Raw genomic sequence first — 20,697 nt, forward strand, 5'->3', positions numbered from 1 at the left:
TAGTTGTTTTTAAAAAGTGATAAAGATACAAAAAGAGTTACTTTTTTACTATAGGATATAGTTCTTGTTCGATGAAGTTTTTAGGGAATTCTTCATCACCTTCAAAACCTAATTCGATATCTCTACCAGAATACGGAATGTAGTTTGTTTTAAAAATATAATCCCAAATACTTAATGTAATTCCGAAGTTTACACCATTTTTTCTGTCTTCTGGTAATACTTTAACGTGATGCCAAATGTGCATTTTCGGATTGTTTAAAATGTATTTTAACCAACCGTAATCCCAATTAATGTTTGCGTGGTTTAAATGCCCAATAAAAATGTTAAAAAAGTGAACTATAGCAACATCTTGTGCAGAAAATCCACCAATAATTGCTAATGGAATGTATTTTAAAGAACTGTAAACTACGGGTTCCATCCAATGATATCTCAAGTGTGCAGCAAAGCCCATTTCTTTTACTGAGTGATGTACTTTGTGAAAATTCCAAAGAAACTCGAACGTGTGTAATAGTCTGTGCGTCCACCACTGTACAAAATCTACGACAATGAAAAAGATAAAAATACGTGCAAAAAATGGTAGTTTGTTAATTTCTAGCAATTGAAAATTTGCAATTGACAAACCTACAATTCCTAAAATATCATTAAACAATTCTGCAGCCGAATTAGATAAAGCGATGAGGACAATTAAATTCAGTATAAAGAAATTGAAGAACATATAAAATGTATCTAACCAAAAGTCTTTTCTAAATAATGATTGGTTTTTTCGCCAAGGAAAAATAGCTTCCAATCCCCAAACAACTAGAGAAATAATAATTAATCCGTAGAAATAGTTCTCCCAATTAAGATCCATTAAAACAGATTGTTTTACGTAATTCCAATAATCAGAATAGGAACTTTTTATGATGTCGATGTATTTATTCATTGTGTCGGTAATATAGATCCTTCAGTTTTTTGAAACCTGAAGAATCTTAAAATTATTGTTATTCTAAAAAGATATTTTTGTTTTTTTCTGTAATTATAATTTTCCTTTCTAAATGAGTTTCTTTAAAATTTTCGTTTCCATCAAAATAATTTACAACATCATTTCTTTCAATATTTGTTTCTTTGTTAGATAGAATAGATTGATAAGAAGAGTACTTGAATTTACTAAAATCTTTAGAGATTTGATGATGTTCTGGGTTAAGGTGAATGTATAAAATCAAGTGTTTTAAGTAAATTTCATTCTCAATTTTAATTCTTTTAAAAGGTTTTTCAAATAAACTTCCTGTTCTACCGTATTTCTTATTTATAGACTTGGTGTAAGCGTTAAATAAATTTGAAAAATGTTTCGAAGATGTTTCACAATTATCATTGATTCTCAACAATAGATGAAAATGGTTTTTTAGAAGACAAAATGAATAGATTTTAGAAACCGGTAAAAGATATTTTTTAATTAAATCTAAAAAATAGGTGTAGTTCATTTTTTCAAAAAAGATATCCTGACCATTATTACCTCTATTGTAAATATGGTAGTAATTTCCAGGTTCAATTTTTTCACGTAACATGATTGTTTTCTTAAAACAGACCCTTCAGGTTTTTAAAACCTGAAGGGTCTTAATTAGATTGTAATTTAAGAAATCTATTTATAACCTTTTTAGATCTTACTTAAATCACATGAAGAAATAATTAACAGTTATATATGTGTTAGAAATTTCTGAATTAAATTTTATCTCTTTGTGTATCTTTTATTTAGTGTCTTTAGCTATTTATATGTTGGTTAGAAAGGGCTGTGACGTACTTTAATTTTGTTTAAACCAAACTATATTACTTTTATCACCTCTTTAAACAGCGTAATCATTTTAGGTTCTGCTTCACCGGCAATAGCAATAATTTCTGTAATATCTACAGGTTGTAAATTTTTAGGATCACATTCATCCGTTAATACAGAAATGGCCGCACAAGGCAAGTTGAGTTGTTTTGCAACGATAACTTCCGGAACGGTACTCATACCAACGGCATCAGTTTCTAAAATTTGCAACATTCTATATTCTGCTCTAGTTTCTAATTGCGGACCTAAAACACTTGTGTAAACACCTTTGTGTAATAATATACCTTGCTCTTTGGCAACCGCTATAATTTTGGTGTTTATTTCTTCGGAATATGGTGCTAGCATATCTGCAAAGATATTTCCAAAAGTATTGGCTCCTTGAAAAGCTAAAGGAGAACTTCCTTGTAAATTAATGTGATCTTCAATGAGCATTAAATCTCCTTTTTTGTATGATAAGTTAATGGCTCCTGAAGCATTAGAGATTAGTAGGTTTTTAATGCCTAAACCGTGCATAGTTCTAATTCCGTATGTTACCTCCCATGGATTATAACCTTCGTATAAGTGAAAACGTCCTGCCATTACAAGTACCTTTTTTCCAGACAATTCTCCGTAAATTAATTTACCAGAATGGAACTCTACCGTTGCTACTGGAAAATTTGGAATATCTGAATACGAAATTTCTTTTTCTATTGAAATTTCGTCAACTATCTTTCCTAATCCTGTTCCTAAAACAATTCCGATTTCTGGGTTTGTAATTCCGTTTGATTTTAAAAAATCGATGGTTTCTTGTAATTGTTGTTTTTTCATGTATGCTGAATTTAGTTCAGTATCTGTTGTATGGTCGAGCGCAGTCGAGGGTACTTTTGTTATTGTAAAAATTGTGCAAATGCAGGATGATGCTCGATATCTTCAAAAACATCCACATCATTTAATTCCTCTAACAAAAATACTGCTTTATCTTGTAAATCTGCTAAGGTATCTTTTCTAACTGAAGCCGTTCCCCAGTCTTTATTTTTAAAGATGTTTTCTTGTAAAGCATTCATTCCTAAAAGATAATAACCACCGTCTTCTGCAGGTCCTAAAACCACATCATTTGAGTCTAATTGTTGGAATGCATTTTCTATGTTTTCTGATGTTAAATCATATAAATCGCTACCAATAATCATTACTTTTTCATATCCCACATCAAAACTATTTTTAAAAGCATTTAACATTCTAAAGCCTAAATCTTCTCCAACTTGTTGGTGTTTTTGATAGCTACTGGCATCCCAAATATCGTTTTCTCTAATTTTTACAGAATAATAAACCGCTTTATCAGATGTTACTTCAGAGGAAATATTACGTGTTTTTTCTAATAAAAATTTATAGATTTCTAAAGCTTTTTCATCACCAACCGTTTTTGCTAAACGTGTTTTTGCTTTGCCTAACTCTGGATTTCTGGTGAAGATTAATAATAAATTTTCACTATTTATTTTATTTTCCATTAATGTATCAAGTTTTTACCACATAGAAGCATAAGGAACATAGGCTATGTTTTAATGTGGTAAGAATTTTTTAATATATTTTTATTTTAAGTACAAGATTAATCACTGAAAACAGCAACTGTCTACTGCAAACTTATTTAATAAACTTTCTCTCCTTTTGTAAGCCATTTGCTCCATTCTTTATTATAAGTGTGGACTTTCTCTGTTGGGGTACCCAAGGTATCTATTACTTGAAAACCGTTATTTTTCCATTCAAAAATTCCTCCGAAAAGATTATAAACATTTGTATAGCCTTTTTCTATAATTTGATGTGCAATAATTTCTGAACGAACACCAACAGAGCAATACACTACAATTTTTGCATCTCTATTTTTAGGTAATTTATCTATTGTTTCGTTGATGTTAAAATGATCAAAACCAACAAGTATCGCATTTTCTAAATGACTGACATTGTATTCTTTTTGCTCCCTAGCGTCTAAAAGAAAAGTTTTTGTAGTTGCTAATGTATCTACATAAATATAAGGAACATTGTTCTTGTTGAATTTGTTCAACAATTTATCTAACTTCTTTTGTGCAGATAGTGTTGATGTTATCAGTAGAAAGAGAATTAAAATTTTCTTCATTATATATTTATTTGCTCCTTTGGTAGATGTTATTTGAACCTAACTTCTACAACGATTTTTTTTAGAGTATTCTTAAAAGCGAAGTTGGCCTGTACTAATTTATAAAGTTATAGTTTTTTTTGTTTTATACAATTGTTAAACCCTTTTTAGAATAGACAAAGAACCTGTTTCCAAGTTCTTTGTTGTGTTTTATGCTTCTTACAAATTCTATTTAATGTGCAACATCATAATCGTTTTTGATATTTATTTGAAAAATAAAAATACTATTTTCCGTTTAAAGACCAATCATATTTTAGATAACTAATTTTTGCTTCTGGGCTAATTTTAGTTTCCGAATATTTGTTTAAAAAATCGATAATTGTACCATTTTTGATAAAATCTTCTTTAAACCAATCGAAAATAGAAGATATTTGAATGTTGTTTTCTGTAATTTTATTTCTTGAAGTATCGTTTACAAAAACTTTCATTAAATGCGTTAATTCTGCTTCTACATTTTTTTCTGTAAATGCTTTGTTTCCTAATTTAGGACAAGAACCAGAAGCACAATTTACACCAACATGTATTTTTGGATCTGAGAATTGTTTTCTTAAAATGGTATGTTCTATATGATCTAAAGTGTAGGTTTTTCCACCAACTTTAGCAAACGGTATTTTCCAAGCAATAAGTCCGTTTTCTTTGATGTCTGTAATGCTTTTTAAAGGGTAATTGTCTAAAATAAGTTTAAGAGTATAGGCATTGTAGGCGTTTATCCAAAAGGCTTTTTGTTTGTTTTTTGACCATGAATTATCTGGAGTCGTTTTTTCTAAATAAGAAATATAACTATTTAATTCTGTTGGATCTTGTTTCAGTGATTTGTAATCTACAACTCCGTCTTTGGTTACGTTATTTTGTAACAAATTATGAAATATTGCTGTTTGCGCATTTGCATTTGATAATGCAAAAAGAGTGACGATTACTAAAAGTATTTTTTTCATTGATTTTTGTTTTCTAATTATATAGACGAAAATTTTTTAAGTTGATTACAAATAATAGTTGATAATTTAGTTATTTGATATTATTTTTAAAAGTAGTTCTTTTAGTACATTAAAAATATAAATATGTATAGGTTGATAACTACAAAGCTACCTAATTCATAAACCTCAAAGGTTTTAAAAAACTTTGAGGTTTTGCAATATAGAATGGTTAAATTTTTGATACCTGCTCATTGAATGAAGTTCTTGAATATGATCACCATTAAAATTTTATTAAAGATAAATCTATTTACTGTTTTATGATTACAAATAGTTGGCAAACAAGTTTAGCCCAGATTGCAGTACTTCGACTACGCTCTGTATAAACTAATGTTTGAGCTCTTTTTTATGCTGTTTCGTAATAAAAAAAGCGATTGCCTTTCGAGGAGGTTCAAGATAAACTCCTAGTGGGATTAGCTTCCAATAAAAATGATTATTTTTGCAGACAATTAATCAAACAAACAACGACACAAAATTACAATTTATGAAAGCATATATTTTTCCGGGTCAAGGAGCGCAATTTACAGGAATGGGATTGGATTTATACGAAAAGTCTGCATTGGCGCAAGAATACTTTGAAAAAGCAAACAAGATTTTAGGCTTCTCGATAACAGATATTATGTTTGAAGGAACGGCGGAACAGTTGAAAGAAACGAAAGTTACGCAGCCGGCAATCTTTTTACATTCGGTAATTTTAGCGAAAGTTTTAGGCGATTCTTTTCAGCCAGAAATGGTTGCAGGACACTCTTTAGGAGAATTATCTGCCTTAGTTGCTAACGGCGTTTTAACTTTTGAAGACGGTTTAAAATTAGTTTCTAAACGTGCTTTGGCAATGCAAAAAGCATGTGAAGCGGCACCAAGTACCATGGCGGCAGTTTTAGGATTGGAAGACAATGTAGTTGAAGAAACGTGTGCAGAAATTGATGGAGTAGTGGTGGCTGCAAACTACAATTGTCCAGGGCAATTGGTTATTTCTGGTGAAATTGCTGCGGTTGAAAAAGCGTGTGCTGTTTTAACTGAAAAAGGAGCAAAGAGAGCTATATTATTACCTGTTGGTGGTGCATTTCACTCGCCAATGATGGAGCCTGCAAGAGCTGAATTAGCAGCTGCAATTGAAGAGACTGTATTTAGCAAGCCTACTTGTGCTGTATACCAAAACGTAGTTGCCAAAGCAGTTACGAGTCCGGATGAAATTAAAGAAAACTTAATTGCTCAGTTAACGGCGCCTGTAAAATGGACGCAATGTGTGCAAGCTATGATTGCTGATGGTGGAACGGAATTTATTGAGGTTGGGCCTGGTAAAGTTTTACAAGGTTTAATGCGTAAGATTGATAGATCCGTTGCTGCTTCTGGAGCTACATTAGCGGAATAGATTTTAGCAAAATATTTATATATTAAAAAAACGAACTCGTGAGAGTTCGTTTTTTTTGTGGCCGAATTTTCGGTTTCGTTAACGTTGTTGTGTAATGAAAGTTGCGATTTTTGTGAACGGCTATTTTCCGTAGGAAAATTGTTGTTTGCAAAAATGCAACTGCTTTTAGTGCACTAATTTAGCAATTTTTTTACACGGTGTTGTGTGTAGTTTTTATTTCGTTTCATATTCCGATTTATATATTTCCATAAACTTTGAAGTAAGAAGATTAATTTCCTTTTTCTTTTTTAATCTAAAGTCAAAAAACGTAATCAGAAATGGTGTGATAAAAAATGGAATAGGTAAAAACCAATTTCCATAAGCTAAAGAAATAATTGAGAAAACTATTCCAATTCCGATTGCAATTTTCACAGCTATATTCATAGGGAACTTAAAGTCAAAATTTAATTCAAATTTATTTTCATTATTCAAAATTCCGATTATTCTATGGTTTCCACCAGAATTAAATAATCCGTATTTCCTATTCAATTCAATTCTGTTGGGACTTATATTTCCATCATAAAATCCATTCAGAATTAATTTATTCAAAATGTTAAAAGATTTCTCATTATTTGATATGGTTTCTGTCATTTCTCAAATTACACACAACTCTAATGATATGAAATCGTTTCAATGTTTTATATCAGAAGTTAACGAAGTTAGCTTTAAAAAAACTTAGAAACAAACTAAATTAGTTCTTTTGTGGTTATTTTTAATTTCGATTTTTTGTAAAAATGATTGAGACTGTTTTATGTGCTTTATTGTTAATTTAGTTTTTTGGTGGAGTAATTTATAAAACAAAAAAATCCCCAATTTCAATTTTGAAATTGGGGATTTTATAAAAATATTTTTAAAGCTAATTCTTGATTTTCTCAGCTCTTTTGTTCAATAAAATTGGTTCTCCATAACCCAGTTCTTTCATTCTTTCTAGTTGAGTTTCTGCATCACCCACAACTAACCAAATCATTTTATTAGGATTCACATATTTGTTAGCTAATGCTGTAATTTGTTCTTTGGTCATGTTGTTAACCGTATTTTCTTGGTCTTTTACATAATCAGCACTCCAACCATAATTACTAATATTAGACAACATATTTAGTTTTGCTCTAGAAGTTTCAAAAGCTCGTGCGTTACTTTTAATTAAGAAACTTTTTGTGGTTTCTAAATCTTTATCAGAAAAAGTAGTTGGGTATTCTTCTAAAATTTGCTTTACTAATTGAGCAGATTCTAAAGTAACATTAGAACGTACACTACTAGAAACGGTAAAAGCACCTTTTGCTTTTGTTCCAGAAAACCCAGAACGAACTCCGTACGTATATCCTTTTCCTTCACGTAATTCTTGTGTTAAACGAGAAGCAAAACCACCGCCACCTAAAATATAATTCATCACAGAAGCTGCGTAAAAATCTTTATCCGTTGCCGCCAAAGCTGGAGCACCAAATTGTAAAACAGATTGTTTTGCATTCGGAATGTCATAAAAATAAACAGCTGGTTTTGTTGGTGTATCTGGTGTCTTATAAGTTGGAATGGTAACTTCTTTAGCTTTCCAATTAGTGTTTAGTGTTGTTAAAGAAGCAATTACTTTTTCTTTAGAAATATCACCTACAACCAACATTTTAGCTACAGAAGGAGAAATGTACTTGTTGTAATACGTTTTTAAATCTTCTATAGAAATTGTTTCTACGGATGTTGTTGTTCCTAAAATATTTTTAGAACGGATGTTTTCTTTTCCGTAAATTAACTCGTTATAAGCATTTCTTGCTACAGAATTAGGGCTCGCTTCTTGCTGACGTAAATTAGCAATGGTTGCTTTTTTTAGTAAATCGAATTCGTTTTCATCGAACCTTGGTTCTAATAAAATTTCTTGGGCTAAAGCTAATGTTTTATCATAGTTTTTAGCTAAGGTTGTTCCGCTTAAAGTTATGTTTTCAACATCTGAATACACATAAATAGAAGCGCCTAATTCTTGAATAGCTTCTTCTAATTCTTTTACGCTTTTGTTTTTGGTTCCTTTATTTAATAAATCTGCAGTTAAGTTAGCAACACCTAATTTGTCCATAGATTCTAATAATTGCCCACCATCAATAGTAATATTGAACTGTACTAAAGGCACTTCGTCATTTTCAATTCCAAAGATTCTTAAACCATTCTCTAAACTACTTTCATATACTTTAGGAACTGCTAAAGATGGAGTTTCGCCATAATTTGGTTCTACGCTTCTATCAAAAGTAGAAGGTGTTTTCTCGTACGTTGCTGCAATTTTAGGATCAAAATTTTCTTCTGCACCTGTTACAATTTTCTCTTCAACAACATCTGCTAATTCAGAATTTGTCAGCGCTAATTCGGCATTACTTTTAGGAACAAAACTTGTTGCTATGTAATTTTTATTTTTGATGTATGTATTATAAACACGCATTACATCTGCTGTGGTAACAGATAATGTTCTCTTAATATCTTCTGTAACAAAGCCAGGGTTGCCTAAATAGGTATTGTAAGAAGCTAAATTTGTTCCTTTACCTAAAACGCTAGAAAGGCCTGCGTAAAAATTAGTTTCCTGACCTGCTTTTATTCTGTTTAAATCTTTTTCTGAAATTCCTTCAGTTTCAAACTTTGACAATCCTTTTTCAACTCCAGCTTTTACATCGTCTAATTTTACATTATTAAAAGCTCTTATCGAAATCTGAATTTCTCCTGCCAATTCAGAATTTCTGCTGTACATACCAGTTCTAGATGTCAATTTTAAATCATCAACTAAAACTTGATTAAGAGGTGCAGATTTACCATCTGTTAAATATTGAGACAATACATCTAGCGCATAAGAGTCTGGGTTGTATTGTTCTACTGTTGGCCAAACCATTGTTAATTGCGGAACTCTAGCAAAGTTATCTTCATAATATAAAGACTTAATTGTATCTACTTTTCCTGGTCTTTTTTCTAGCGCAGGAATGTCATCACCTTTAGGTATTTCATCAAAATATTTGTGAACCCATTCTGTAGCTTGTGCAATATCTATATCTCCAGATAATACCAAAGTAGCATTGTTTGGTACATACCATTTCTTATAAAAATCTTTTACGTCTTGTAATGTTGCATTTTGTAAGTCTTCTAAAGAGCCAATAACTTGCCAGTTATATGGATGGTCTTTTGGGTATAAGTTTTTACCAATTACATATTGGTTATGTCCGTACGGCCTGTTGTCTATACTTTGTCTTTTTTCGTTTTTAACAACTTGTTTTTCTTTTGCTAAAACGGGGTCTGTAACGGTGTTTATAAAATAGCCTAATTTGTCGGCTTCTGCCCAAATCATTTTTTCTAGACCATCTTTTGGTACCGTTTGTAAGTAGTTTGTTCTGTCTCTAGAAGTAGATCCATTAGCACCAGAACCACCAATTCTTGCACTCATTTTATCCAATCCACCTTTTCCTAAATTTTCTGATTCTAAGAATAATAAATGTTCAAATAAATGAGCAAAACCAGTTCTACCTTCCACTTCTCTTGCAGAACCAACATGAACCATTAATTCTACTGCTACAACAGGATCTGATTTATCTACATGAAAAACAACGTCTAAGCCATTTTCTAATTCAATTTTTTTATAATTGATACTCAGTTCTGGTGTTTTTTCTTCGGATGATTTTTTACAACTTAATAAGCAAGTTGTTGCTAAGAATACAAGTAATATTTTTTTCATTTAGGTTGATTTTTAAGCTTTTAAAAATACTATTATTTATTGATGGTCATATTTTTTGTATTGTTAAATATAATGCAAAAAAAATCCTAAACTTTAGTTTAGGATTTTGAATATTATTTAGATAAAACGCAGTCTTCACAAGCTTTAATTTCTCCGTAATATGTTTCTCTATATTTGTGTACCGTTTCTATAGGTATGATATTAAATAATCTTTTTTGAATGTAGGTTACATTGGTGTGTAGTTTTCCCATTTTGGGCGTAAATCGTTTTTCTAGGCGTGTTTTTCTTTTAATTTTAATCAGTTTCATGTTTTCTAGTATCATTAATAAATCGGCTGCAAATTTATTGTGATTTGAAAGGGCTGTCTATTTATAACTGTTAAAATCCGATAAAAGGGTGAAGAAACATGAATATGTAAAACATTACAAGAAGGTTTTATGGATATGATATTCTAAGGGTGATATAATTATCATATAAGAACATTAAAAAGCAGAAAACTGATTGAATAGCTTGAGAATTACTTGTAATTAATGTTTTTTGTTTCTTGTTTGGATGAATTCTGAGTTATTTCTGTAAGTGTGCTAAAACTTAGCTATAAATTATTTGTCAAATAATCAATCGGATTTAGATAGAGATTTTTTTCTACCTTTATTTGCTTTCATGATCATACTTCATAAAATAGGAGATTGATGTACCTATTAAATATTCTAAACTTATAAATTAAGCAGCAAAACGAGTTTTAATTATTGCTGACGGCGTCAATTGTTTATAGAAAAGAAGTTACGCGTTATTCATTTTCATAATCATGTACAAATGTGATGAAAGGACTGCTAGCCATTAAGTTCGGGTTCGTTCCTTCAATTCCTTCAGGAATTGGTTGGTTGCGTGTTTCATAGTATTTTTTCCAACTAGGCATAGGGTTTCCTGTGCTGTCGTTAAATGTCATTGGGTGCGTAAGAAAAGGAATAGAGTCTTTAGGTAAGTCTTGAGAAGAAAACATTTTATAAACTAATTCGGAACAATAATAAGAATTGTCATCCCATAAAAAAATCTCATCATAAGGTGTTTTTATTCTTTCAATACCATAGGCTATTGCTTTAGAAATATAAGGCTGGTAATAACTATCTAGTCTAGCCACTGTGGTTTGAGATTTATTGAGTTTATTTTTATTTCTATTCAGAAACTTTTGCAATGGAGTCTGACGAATACCTTCTTTTGGTATCGCTTCTACTACAAACCATTCTTTATTTTTTTGCATTGCCATACCAACATGCGAATAGTTTTTAGAAACTGAAGTTGCCGTTACGTTTTTAATAGCATTGTCTATTTCACCTGTTCCTGTGTTTTGAAATAGTAAGTCTCCTTGTTGCAGTTCAAATTTATTCTTTTGACTAGTTTTGCAACTGAATAAAATTAAAGAGAGTATAAGGAAAGGATAAGTCTGATTTAAGATTTTATTCATGATTTATTGTTGTTAAATTTAGGAATCGCAAAATTACAACGAACTAAATAGATCTAGAATTATTTTAGATTTTTATTTTAACGATTAATCATACCAAGTATGTTTCTGCTATTTTTTTAAACTAACATTTACAACTTGTTTAATATTCTCAATCTCCGTATAATCCTTCCCTTGCCAAATATTTTCTAACTCCAGTTGTTTGTCAATTTGGGCAACCATTTCAAAGTTTTTAAGTCCGTTGTATTTTGGACAAATAGTAAGATTTAAAAATGTTACAATCGAATTTATAGAAGTTGGATATGGGGAGTTATTGAAATGTTTAATGAGTCTTTAAAATGAAAAAACGAACAAGAAAGAGTTCGTTTTTATTTTTGTGATTGATTTTCGGTTTCGTTAACGGATTGGTATAAGAAACGTAGGGCAGTAGATAAGCACTATCGTTTCGGGTTTAACACTTAGCTAAATATAAATATTTTGATTTTATATTTTCGGATTTAAATGCCAAATTTTATATTTAGCGGACTTTGTAAATAAACACAGAACTTTGGAATTAAGACAAAAGCCCTATGCTTTTTATACATTGTTGGCATTTCGTTGTTTTTATTCCGATTTTTAATTATTCAGTTGAGTTTTGTTTTTTGAATGGAATCCATTTTAAAATTAATCCTAAACCTACAGCACATAAAAATCCTGAAGCTGTCTTCATAAAACTATTATCAAGTAATAAATATGCTATAATTGCGAAAATCAAAACTGCAATTCCCTTAATTTGTGATTTATTCATAATGTTATTTTTTCTAATTTATAATATTTTTCAATTCCGCAAACTTTCTAAATTCCGATTTTGAGTGATAATTCCGCCAATTTAATTTTCAGAGTTTGAGTAAATTCACACGTTTTGCAATTCCCACAATTCATAAATTTAATTTTGTTGACGAGCGAGAGAGTGTTCATAATTTTTATGCTGTACTTTTCTTCTTTTTTAAGGTAAATAATAGTGAAATAACACAAATTATTACAATACCAATTGGATTTACTTTTGAGTTTTCAAATTTTATAAACTCAAAAAAAATATTTAAACCAAAAAATAATAATCCTAAACTTTGTATAATTACAAATATCTTATTTTTCATACTTTTTTATTTTGTGTTGAGTGATTTCGCCAATTACTTGCAACTCTTATGATATTAAATCATTGCAATGTTTTATATCAGAAGCTAACGAAGTTAGCTTTTTTTAATTTTAGAATCAAACTAAATTAACTCTTTTGTGGTTGTTTTTAAGCTGAAAATTAGAGTGTTTTTTATACTTAATTTTTCAAATAAGATGTATAATTCTTCCCTTACCAAATATTTTCTGACTCCAGTTGTTTGTCAATTTGGGCAACCATTTCAAAGTTTTTAAATCCATTGTATTTTGGGCAAATAGTAAGATTTAAAAATGTTACAATCGAATTTATAGAAGTTGGATATGGGGAGTTATTGAAATGTTTAATGAGTCTTTAAAATGTAAAAACGAACAAGCAAGAGTTCGTTTTTATTTTTGTGATTGATTTTCGGTTTCGTTAACGTTGTTGTGTTATGGAAAGTTGCGATTTTTATGAACGGCTATTTTCCGAAGGAAAATTGAAGTGAGTAAAAATGCAACAGCCTTAGGCTAAGCTAAAAATAAGCAATTTTTTATACACGGTGTTTAGCACGTTATTTATCTTTTAATGCTTTTTCAATCTCTTTCTCAGCTGCAATTGAGGGTTCATTAATATTTGAATTTATTATTTTTCCATCTTTACCTATAAGTATATATCTTGGTATTGATTTAATATTATAATTTTTTCCAAATTCGGTATGCATACCTTTTCTTATAAATAGATTTTTCCCAAATTCATTATTTTCTTTTTCAATAAAAGACAACCATTTATCTTTTGATGAATCTACTGAAACAAATAAAACTTCTACATCATTATTGTTTTTGAATTTTTCAGCAAATTCTTTTACTCTTGGTCTGTGATTTATACAAGGTCCACACCATGTAGCCCAAACATCAATAAAAAGGACCTTCCCTTTTAAGCTTTGTAAATTAAAGTTTTCTCCAAATTTATCTTGAGCATCAAATAAATATGCCATTTCTCCATTTTGAGAGGCATAAAAAGAAGAAGAAGGTTGTTCAATTATGTAATGATAAGTATTATTTTTTTCAGAACTTAAAGCTTTAGATAACACTTCTGTATTGAATAGTTTTTCATGTTTTTGCCAATATGATGGATTCTCAATCAATGCTTTAATGTAGTTTGCTTTTAAATAATCGGCTAAATCTTTATTATTTGTCTTTTTTTCAATAAACATTAAAAAATCAGTAATACTTTCTATCGATTTATTTTTTCTCAAATACTCAATTTCATATTTATAGAGATAAATATCAGGAAGCGATTTTAATGTTTCGTTTACTTCCGGAATATTTTTAATAAAATCAAAGTAACTATCATTTGGGTTTAACCCTTTAGATATTCTGCCTAAAAAAAACAAAAATGAATAAATTCTTGCATCATTTTGGAAATATAAAATATCTGCTATTTCAGAACTGAATTGTTCTTTGAATTTCTTTATTTTATTTTCTCTTTTAGTTCTAAATTTTTCAAATAAGATTAGAATAGAATCTGTATTTTTAGTTTTAAATATAAATGAACTATTTTTAGATATAAATGGCACAGTACTTTTCCAGAGATAGTTGACCAAAGAATCGCTCTTGTTATTAGTAATTATCGTAGAATCTGAAAGAATCGATATATTCAAGTCTTTATTTCGAGCTAATATAGTCAGATATTGGTTGTTATATCTTTTATCGTGTAGGTTGGCTACAGTAGGACTATTTATTTGAACAGTTCTTATTTCGTTCTCCTTATAAATTTTGGTAATTGGTTTTTTAGTGATTAATTCGGAAACATATATTGTGTCCAATTTAATCTTTGAATTTAAACTAATCTCAAAGCTATTATTTTCTTCTTTACAGGAATACAGTAAGTATAAAACACTTAATACTAATATGTACTTTGATTTCATTTAGAATTTTTTTTATGTGCTACAACTCTAATAATATTAAATCGTTTCAATGTTTTATATCAGAAGTTAACTAAGTTAGCTTTTTTTAATTTTAGAATCAAACTAAATTAACTCTTTTGTGGTTGTTTTTAAGTTGAAAATTAGAGTGTTTTTTATACTTAATTTTTCAAATAAGATGTATAATTCTTCCCTTGCCAAATATTTTCTAATTCAAGTTGTTTATCAATTTTAGCAACCATTTCAAAGTTTTTAAGTCCGTTCCATTTTGGAGCAATTAGCAAATCTATAGGTGCTTGACTAATAAAGCGCTCTATAACAATATCTGGTCTTAATAAAGTAACAAATTTGGTTATAAAGGCAATATAGCTTTCTTGTGTAAACAGATTAAAATCTTCTGGGTTTCGTTTGTATTGAGACGCCATGATAGATTGCTTTACAATCTGTAAATGGTGCAGTTTTAAAGTGTCTATAGGTAGCTTCGAAATTTCAATGGCATGATTAAGCAAATCTTCTTTGGTTTCTCCTGGTAAACCGATAATTAAATGTGCGCCTAAATGAAAATCCCTGTTTTTACATTTATTAAAAGTAGCAATACTATCATCATAAGAATGACACCTGTTTACTTTTTCTAACGTTTTGTTTGAGGTGCTTTCCACTCCGAATTCTAGAGAGATAAAATATGTTTTTGATAAAAAGGATAAGTAATCGATCACTTCATCAGAAATACAATCGGGTCTTGTTCCAATAACCAAACCAATAACATTAGGAATACTTAACGCTTCCTCGTACATTTTCTTTAAGGTTTCAAAATCTGAGTAGGTATTTGTATAAGCTTGAAAATAGGCTAAATATTGTTGCGTTTTATATTTGGTAGAAAACCGAGAAATACCTTCTTCTAATTGTTGTTTTACACTTTTGTTGGGTTCGCAATAATCTGGGTTAAAGGTATCGTTGTTGCAATAGGTGCAACCTCCGTAACCTTTAGAACCATCTCTATTAGGACAAGAAAAGCCAATGTCTAAAGATATTTTTTGAACCCTTTCTCCAAAGGTTAATTTGATAAACGAAGCGTAATCTAAATAACGCTTCCCTGAAATCTTCATGAAAAATAGGTTTGATAAATTATAGCATTAATTTATTGAATATTTAGCTTTTATATGAGTTCTCTATAAAATTTCTCCCAAAATCGGAATCACTAGAACTGACATTTCTAAAGTTAATTACATTAGGTAAAACCTATATAGGTTTAGGTTTTTCAACTCGTTGTTAAAAAAGAACTGAAACATTCTAAAGAAAAAAAAACTCCAATCGGTAAAGATTGGAGTTTTTAAGAATTTTATTTTTGAGCTAATTGCCATTTCCAAGAAGACGCTAATGCTTCTTCTAGCGTTTTTTCTGTTTTCCAGTTCAACTCTTTATTTGCAATAGTTGTGTCTGCAAAAGCAGCAGTAATATCACCTTCTCTTCTAGGAACAATTTTATAATTTAAAGATTTTCCAGAAGCTTTTTCAAAAGCTTTAATTACTTCTAAAACAGAACTACCGGTTCCTGTACCCACGTTAAAGTACTCAAAAGCTTTTTTATTGTTCTTTTTAATCAAACGTTGTAATGCAGCAATGTGTGCTTTTGCTAAATCTACTACGTGAATATAATCACGAACAGCTGTTCCGTCTACGGTATCATAATCATCACCAAAAACAGACAATTCATCACGCATACCTGCAGCGGTTTGTGTAATATAAGGTATTAAGTTTTGAGGAACTCCTAAAGGTAATTCTCCAATCTTAATAGATGGATGTGCTCCAATTGGATTAAAATATCTTAATGCGATAATATTTAAACCATGTGCTCTACTCGCATCACTTAAAATTTCTTCGCCAATTTGTTTGGTGTTTCCGTAAGTAGATTCTGCTGCTTTTACAGGTGCATTTTCTGTAATAGGCAATTCATCTGCTTGTCCGTAAACTGTACAAGAAGAAGAGAAAATAAAGTTATCTAACTTTCTGTCTCTCATTTCTTGTAATAAATATACTAAAGAACCTAAGTTGTTTTCGTAGTAATCTAAAGGTTTGTGCATGCTTTCTCCAACAGCTTTAAAAGCAGCAAAGTGAATAATACCGTCTACTTTGTTGTTTTCGAAAAAGCTTTTTACATCACTTTTAATTCTTAAATCGATTTGATGAAAATCTGGCTTAATACCTGTTATAGATGTAATGTTATCTAGTACACCGATAGATGTGTTCGATAAATCATCGATAATTACTACTTCAAAACCTTCGTTTTGTAATTCTACAACGGTGTGAGAACCAATAAATCCTAATCCTCCTGTTACTAATATTCTTTTCATTCTGTTTTATTTATGCATCATTAAGAGGAATTGTAATGCAGTAATATGTTTGGTTATTATAAGATAGCAATGTTGTTTTTCCTCTAAATAACAATGCTGTCCTTTTTAGTTTACAAAATCTAAAATAGTCTTTGTAATAAACTCTAACTGTTCTTTGTCTAGCTCTGTGTGCATTGGTAAAGAAATTACTGTTTTTATCAACTCATTAGTAACTGGGAAATCACTTTCGTTGTAACGAGTATCTGCATACGCTTTTTGAGAATGTAAAGCTACAGGATAGTATATCGCATTCGGAATTCCGCTTTCTAACAAATGTTTGTGCAATGCATCTCTTTTTCCGTTTGTAATTTGCAATGTATATTGATGAAAAACATGGCAATCGCAAGTATCGCAAATTTCTCCACAACTTTGTGTTGCGTTCGAATTTGTTACAGGTGTAATAATGTGTTCTGAAACGGATAATGCTTTGTTGTAAAAACGAGCAGCATTTCTTCTTGCTTCACAATAAGTATCTAAAAGTGGTAATTTTGCTTTTAAAACTCCGGCTTGTATAGAATCTAAACGAGAATTTACACCTACTACATCATGGTAATAGCGCGTGTACATTCCGTGATTTACAATTCCTCTAATTGTATGTGCTAATGCGTCATCATTTGTGAAAATTGCACCACCATCACCATAACAACCTAAGTTTTTAGATGGGAAAAAAGAAGTTGTTCCTACGTTTCCAATAGTACCTGCTTTCTTTTTTGTTCCGTCTTTAAAGGTGTAATCTGCTCCAATTGCTTGTGCATTGTCTTCAATTATAAAAAGATTGTGTTCTTTTGCAATTTCCATAACAGCATCCATATTTGCTACTTGTCCGAATAAATGAACAGGTACAATGGCCTTTGTTTTTGGAGTAATCGCTCTTTTTAAAGCTTCAATATCTATGTTGTAGGTTTCTGCATCTACATCTACTAAAACAGGAGTTAGTTTTAACAATGCAATTACTTCTACAGTTGCTGCAAAAGTAAAATCGGCAGTTATCACTTCATCACCTTGTTCTAAACCTAGTCCCATCATTGCTATTTGCAATGCATCTGTTCCGTTGGCACAAGGAATTACGTGCTTTACACCTAGGTATTTCTCTAAATCTGCCTGAAATTCATGAACTAAAGGTCCATTGATGTATGCTGAAGTATCTAAAACTTGTTCTATAGAAGAATTTACAGCTTCTTTTATTTGTTGATATTGACCTTGTAGGTCAACCATTTGAATTTTTTTCATATAAAAAATTTTGCTCATCAAAAATACGAACTTACTTTCATTTTCTTTGTAGTTATCCGTAAATAATAATTCTGTTATCTTTGAAAAAAATCAATTTTATGAAGTTTTTAGGACGTTTTTTTAAAATTCTGTTAATTCTTGTAGTCTTGCTAGTGGTTTCTGTTTGGTTGTACTCTACAACATATCATCCAAAATATTCTGGGGAGTTAGAATTGAAAAATATTTCTGAAGAAGTAACCGTTTATTTTGATGATATTGGAGTGCCTCATATCAATGCTCAAAATCAAGAAGATGCTTATGTTGCCTTAGGATATGTGCATGCGCAAGAAAGATTGTGGCAAATGGAATTAATGCGAAGAATTGCATCAGGAAGATTGTCTGAGATTTTTGGAAAGGATTTGGTGAGCGTAGATCAGTTTTTTGGAGGATTAGGAATTGAAGAAGCTGCAGAGGTAACAATTGCTGGTTTAGATAAAACGACTCAATCTTATATTTTAACGCAGTCTTATTTAGATGGAATTAATCAATATATAGAAGAAGGAAAAACACCTTTAGAATTTACGTTGGTAGGAGTGGAGAAAGAAAAATATACGATGAAAGATATTTATAATGTTTTTGGTTATATGTCTTTTAGTTTTGCCGTTGCTCATAAAACAGATCCTTTATTAACTGAAATTAAAGAAAAACTTGGAGATTCTTATTTGAATGAATTATTGAATATTAATAATGAGTATTTAACAATTAACAGAACAAGTATTCCAACTAAAGTTGAAGCAACATTTTCTAAATCAGTAGCTGCAATTATGGACGATTTACCTGTTTCTCCTTTTATTGGTAGTAATGCTTGGATTCTAGGTCCAGAAAAAACGAAGAACGGAAAAGTGATTTTTGAAAACGATCCACACATTGGGTTTTCGCAACCTTCAGTTTGGTATCAAAACCATATAAAAACACCAGATTTTGAAATTTATGGATTCAATATTGCTTTAATGCCATTTCCTTTATTGGGACATAATAGAGAGTATGCCTATGGTTTAACGATGTTGGCAAATGATGATTTAAATTTTTATGTAGAAGAAAATAATCCTGCGGATGCAGCAGAATACAAAACCAAAGATGGTTATAAAAAATATGAGATTCGAGATAAAACTATTCGTATAAAGAATGAAGCGGATACTACTTTTCAGGTTAAAGTAAGTAAACATGGACCTATAATGAATAATTTAATAACACATATTATAGATGATAGGCCTATTGCTATGAATTGGGTGTACACGCAATTACCTAATGAAATGTTAGATGTTTCTTATAAAATGTCTCATGCAAACTCTATGTCAGATTTTAAAAGTGGAGTTGCTAGAATTCACGCACCGGGATTGAATGTAATGTATGGTGATGCAAAAGATAATATTGCTTGGTTTTCTTCAGCAAGATTGTATCAGTTAAGAGATAGTTTGTCTTATAAGACTTATTTAAATGGAGCTTCTGGTAATGATGAGATTTTAGAGTTTTTACCTTTTGAAGAAAATCCGCAAGCTATAAACCCAAGTTGGAACTATGTGTATTCGGCCAATAATCAAGTAGATTCTGTAAGAGGGAAATTGTATCCTGGTTATTATCAGCCGCAGGATAGAGCTAAAAGAATTGTAGAATTATTAGATAATAAGAATGATTTTACAAAAGAAGATGTTGCGAATATGACTTATGATGTGAAGTCGTCTACCGTGCCTAATATTATTCGTGATTTGTTAAAAAGTGTAGATAAGTCTGATTTGTCTGCATCGGAAAGAAAAGCATTTTCTGTACTTGAAAATTGGGATGGAAACTATTTAAAAACAGCTGTCGGACCAACAATTTACAATCGATTTTTATATGAGTTTTTAAGTGCGACTTATAAAGATGAATTGGGTGATAGTTTCGAGTTGTTTATCAATTCGCAATTGCAGGATGAAGTATTGCCAAATCAAATAAATAGAGAGCATTCTGTTTGGTGGGATAATATTTCTACGAAAGATAAAGTTGAAACAAGAAGCGATATTGGGTTGAGGTCTTTTAAAAAGTCTTTTTTATTTTTGCAAAATCAGTTAGGTGAAAATGTAGATAATTGGACTTGGAACAGAGTTTTTTCTGTAGAATATGAGCATGCAATAGGTAAAGCCGGTGGATTGTTGCGTAAACTATTTAATTTAGGGCCTTATGAAACTATTGGAGGAAATGAAGTGATAAATAATCAGATTTTTAAATTAGATAGTACAGGGTATTATAAGGTAACTGCAGGACCATCTACAAGAAGGGTTATCGATTTTTCTGATATAGAAAATAGCTTAGCAATTATTCCAACTGGTCAATCTGGGAATGTGTTTAGTAAGTATTATAAAAATCAAACTAAAAAGTATTTACAAGGGAAATTTGTGAAAATGAAATTGAATCAAGCTGAAATTGAACAAAGTAAAAATGTTGTAATTTTTAAGCCGATGGAGTAGTTTTTTGTTCTTGGTCATCTGAAAAAATAAAACACTTAGTTTTGTCATTTCTGT

At 30.3% G+C, this 20,697-nt stretch carries 18 protein-coding genes; 2 read left to right on the forward strand and 16 right to left on the reverse strand.

The genetic code is table 11. From position 1 onward, the window contains the following. Window positions 1-37 precede the first annotated feature (37 nt). The 6 genes from GQS57_RS08690 to GQS57_RS08715 all read right to left on the reverse strand — a co-directional run bounded on the left by GQS57_RS08690 (window position 38) and on the right by GQS57_RS08715 (window position 4,888). Window positions 38-922 (reverse strand): sterol desaturase family protein, encoded by an 885-nt coding sequence (locus GQS57_RS08690; protein ID WP_165732471.1) that lies wholly within the window; start codon window positions 920-922, stop codon window positions 38-40. A 58-nt stretch (window positions 923-980) separates the two neighbouring features. After that, complete coding sequence (locus GQS57_RS08695; RefSeq protein ID WP_165732472.1) at window positions 981-1,544, reverse strand: transposase; 564 nt, start codon at window positions 1,542-1,544, stop codon at window positions 981-983. A gap of 254 nt (window positions 1,545-1,798) precedes the next feature. Continuing rightward, complete coding sequence (locus GQS57_RS08700) at window positions 1,799-2,614, reverse strand: purine-nucleoside phosphorylase (protein ID WP_165732473.1); 816 nt, start codon at window positions 2,612-2,614, stop codon at window positions 1,799-1,801. Between the two features lie 59 nt (window positions 2,615-2,673). Further along, the gene (locus GQS57_RS08705; RefSeq protein ID WP_165732474.1) at window positions 2,674-3,291 is read right to left on the reverse strand and encodes a TIGR04282 family arsenosugar biosynthesis glycosyltransferase; all 618 of its coding nucleotides are present in this window, start codon (window positions 3,289-3,291) and stop codon (window positions 2,674-2,676) included. A 137-nt stretch (window positions 3,292-3,428) separates the two neighbouring features. After that, complete coding sequence (locus tag GQS57_RS08710; RefSeq protein WP_165732475.1) at window positions 3,429-3,914, reverse strand: rhodanese-like domain-containing protein; 486 nt, start codon at window positions 3,912-3,914, stop codon at window positions 3,429-3,431. A gap of 263 nt (window positions 3,915-4,177) precedes the next feature. Then, window positions 4,178-4,888 carry a DUF547 domain-containing protein gene (locus tag GQS57_RS08715; protein ID WP_165732476.1) on the reverse strand — a complete coding sequence of 237 codons (711 nt, stop codon included), beginning with the start codon at window positions 4,886-4,888 and terminating at the stop codon, window positions 4,178-4,180. A gap of 520 nt (window positions 4,889-5,408) precedes the next feature. Here GQS57_RS08715 and fabD point away from each other — a divergent pair. Beyond that, window positions 5,409-6,296 carry an ACP S-malonyltransferase gene (gene fabD, locus GQS57_RS08720; RefSeq protein ID WP_165732477.1) on the forward strand — a complete coding sequence of 296 codons (888 nt, stop codon included), beginning with the start codon at window positions 5,409-5,411 and terminating at the stop codon, window positions 6,294-6,296. 213 nt (window positions 6,297-6,509) lie between these two features. Here the strand turns inward: fabD and GQS57_RS08725 are convergent, their stop codons facing one another. The 10 genes from GQS57_RS08725 to GQS57_RS08770 form a co-directional block, all read right to left on the reverse strand. Next, window positions 6,510-6,926, reverse strand: coding sequence for a hypothetical protein (locus GQS57_RS08725; RefSeq protein WP_165732478.1), 417 nt, complete (start codon window positions 6,924-6,926; stop codon window positions 6,510-6,512). A 265-nt stretch (window positions 6,927-7,191) separates the two neighbouring features. After that, window positions 7,192-10,026 (reverse strand): pitrilysin family protein, encoded by a 2,835-nt coding sequence (locus GQS57_RS08730; protein WP_165732479.1) that lies wholly within the window; start codon window positions 10,024-10,026, stop codon window positions 7,192-7,194. Between the two features lie 113 nt (window positions 10,027-10,139). Further along, complete coding sequence (locus tag GQS57_RS08735) at window positions 10,140-10,334, reverse strand: hypothetical protein (protein ID WP_165732480.1); 195 nt, start codon at window positions 10,332-10,334, stop codon at window positions 10,140-10,142. Between the two features lie 479 nt (window positions 10,335-10,813). Next, entirely contained in the window at window positions 10,814-11,488 is a 675-nt protein-coding gene (locus GQS57_RS08740; RefSeq protein WP_205860243.1) for a YiiX/YebB-like N1pC/P60 family cysteine hydrolase, read from the reverse strand. Window positions 11,489-12,104: 616 nt separating this feature from the next. Next, window positions 12,105-12,272 carry a hypothetical protein gene (locus GQS57_RS08745; protein ID WP_165732481.1) on the reverse strand — a complete coding sequence of 56 codons (168 nt, stop codon included), beginning with the start codon at window positions 12,270-12,272 and terminating at the stop codon, window positions 12,105-12,107. 175 nt (window positions 12,273-12,447) lie between these two features. After that, window positions 12,448-12,621, reverse strand: coding sequence for a hypothetical protein (locus tag GQS57_RS08750; protein ID WP_165732482.1), 174 nt, complete (start codon window positions 12,619-12,621; stop codon window positions 12,448-12,450). A 567-nt stretch (window positions 12,622-13,188) separates the two neighbouring features. Then, window positions 13,189-14,544 (reverse strand): TlpA disulfide reductase family protein, encoded by a 1,356-nt coding sequence (locus tag GQS57_RS08755; RefSeq protein WP_165732483.1) that lies wholly within the window; start codon window positions 14,542-14,544, stop codon window positions 13,189-13,191. A gap of 158 nt (window positions 14,545-14,702) precedes the next feature. Continuing rightward, window positions 14,703-15,647, reverse strand: a complete 945-nt coding sequence (locus tag GQS57_RS08760) for a TIGR01212 family radical SAM protein (protein ID WP_165732484.1) — start codon at window positions 15,645-15,647, stop codon at window positions 14,703-14,705. Window positions 15,648-15,880: 233 nt separating this feature from the next. Next, on the reverse strand, window positions 15,881-16,891 hold the full coding sequence (gene galE / locus GQS57_RS08765; RefSeq protein WP_165732485.1) for a UDP-glucose 4-epimerase GalE: 1,011 nt from the start codon (window positions 16,889-16,891) through the stop codon (window positions 15,881-15,883). A 105-nt stretch (window positions 16,892-16,996) separates the two neighbouring features. Then, window positions 16,997-18,160 (reverse strand): DegT/DnrJ/EryC1/StrS aminotransferase family protein, encoded by a 1,164-nt coding sequence (locus GQS57_RS08770; protein WP_165732486.1) that lies wholly within the window; start codon window positions 18,158-18,160, stop codon window positions 16,997-16,999. A gap of 98 nt (window positions 18,161-18,258) precedes the next feature. On the opposite strand from GQS57_RS08770, the gene GQS57_RS08775 reads away from it, so the two are divergent. Then, window positions 18,259-20,643, forward strand: coding sequence for a penicillin acylase family protein (locus GQS57_RS08775; protein WP_165732487.1), 2,385 nt, complete (start codon window positions 18,259-18,261; stop codon window positions 20,641-20,643). Window positions 20,644-20,697 lie beyond the last annotated feature (54 nt).

The organism is Polaribacter sp. 20A6 (assembly GCF_011378915.1).
GTDB classification, from domain to species: Bacteria; Bacteroidota; Bacteroidia; order Flavobacteriales; family Flavobacteriaceae; genus Polaribacter; species Polaribacter sejongensis.

Coding starts and splice junctions, on each gene's coding strand:
- GQS57_RS08745 (WP_165732481.1), bottom strand. CDS start 12,272: ATGAATAAATCACAAATTAAGGGAATTGCAGTTTTGATTTTCGCAATT.
- GQS57_RS08725 (WP_165732478.1), bottom strand. CDS start 6,926: ATGACAGAAACCATATCAAATAATGAGAAATCTTTTAACATTTTGAAT.
- GQS57_RS08705 (WP_165732474.1), bottom strand. CDS start 3,291: ATGGAAAATAAAATAAATAGTGAAAATTTATTATTAATCTTCACCAGA.
- galE (WP_165732485.1), bottom strand. CDS start 16,891: ATGAAAAGAATATTAGTAACAGGAGGATTAGGATTTATTGGTTCTCAC.
- GQS57_RS08715 (WP_165732476.1), bottom strand. CDS start 4,888: ATGAAAAAAATACTTTTAGTAATCGTCACTCTTTTTGCATTATCAAAT.
- GQS57_RS08710 (WP_165732475.1), bottom strand. CDS start 3,914: ATGAAGAAAATTTTAATTCTCTTTCTACTGATAACATCAACACTATCT.
- GQS57_RS08730 (WP_165732479.1), bottom strand. CDS start 10,026: ATGAAAAAAATATTACTTGTATTCTTAGCAACAACTTGCTTATTAAGT.
- GQS57_RS08700 (WP_165732473.1), bottom strand. CDS start 2,614: ATGAAAAAACAACAATTACAAGAAACCATCGATTTTTTAAAATCAAAC.
- GQS57_RS08775 (WP_165732487.1), top strand. CDS start 18,259: ATGAAGTTTTTAGGACGTTTTTTTAAAATTCTGTTAATTCTTGTAGTC.
- GQS57_RS08690 (WP_165732471.1), bottom strand. CDS start 922: ATGAATAAATACATCGACATCATAAAAAGTTCCTATTCTGATTATTGG.
- GQS57_RS08740 (WP_205860243.1), bottom strand. CDS start 11,488: ATGAATAAAATCTTAAATCAGACTTATCCTTTCCTTATACTCTCTTTA.
- GQS57_RS08695 (WP_165732472.1), bottom strand. CDS start 1,544: ATGTTACGTGAAAAAATTGAACCTGGAAATTACTACCATATTTACAAT.
- fabD (WP_165732477.1), top strand. CDS start 5,409: ATGAAAGCATATATTTTTCCGGGTCAAGGAGCGCAATTTACAGGAATG.
- GQS57_RS08760 (WP_165732484.1), bottom strand. CDS start 15,647: ATGAAGATTTCAGGGAAGCGTTATTTAGATTACGCTTCGTTTATCAAA.
- GQS57_RS08735 (WP_165732480.1), bottom strand. CDS start 10,334: ATGAAACTGATTAAAATTAAAAGAAAAACACGCCTAGAAAAACGATTT.
- GQS57_RS08770 (WP_165732486.1), bottom strand. CDS start 18,160: ATGAAAAAAATTCAAATGGTTGACCTACAAGGTCAATATCAACAAATA.
- GQS57_RS08750 (WP_165732482.1), bottom strand. CDS start 12,621: ATGAAAAATAAGATATTTGTAATTATACAAAGTTTAGGATTATTATTT.
- GQS57_RS08755 (WP_165732483.1), bottom strand. CDS start 14,544: ATGAAATCAAAGTACATATTAGTATTAAGTGTTTTATACTTACTGTAT.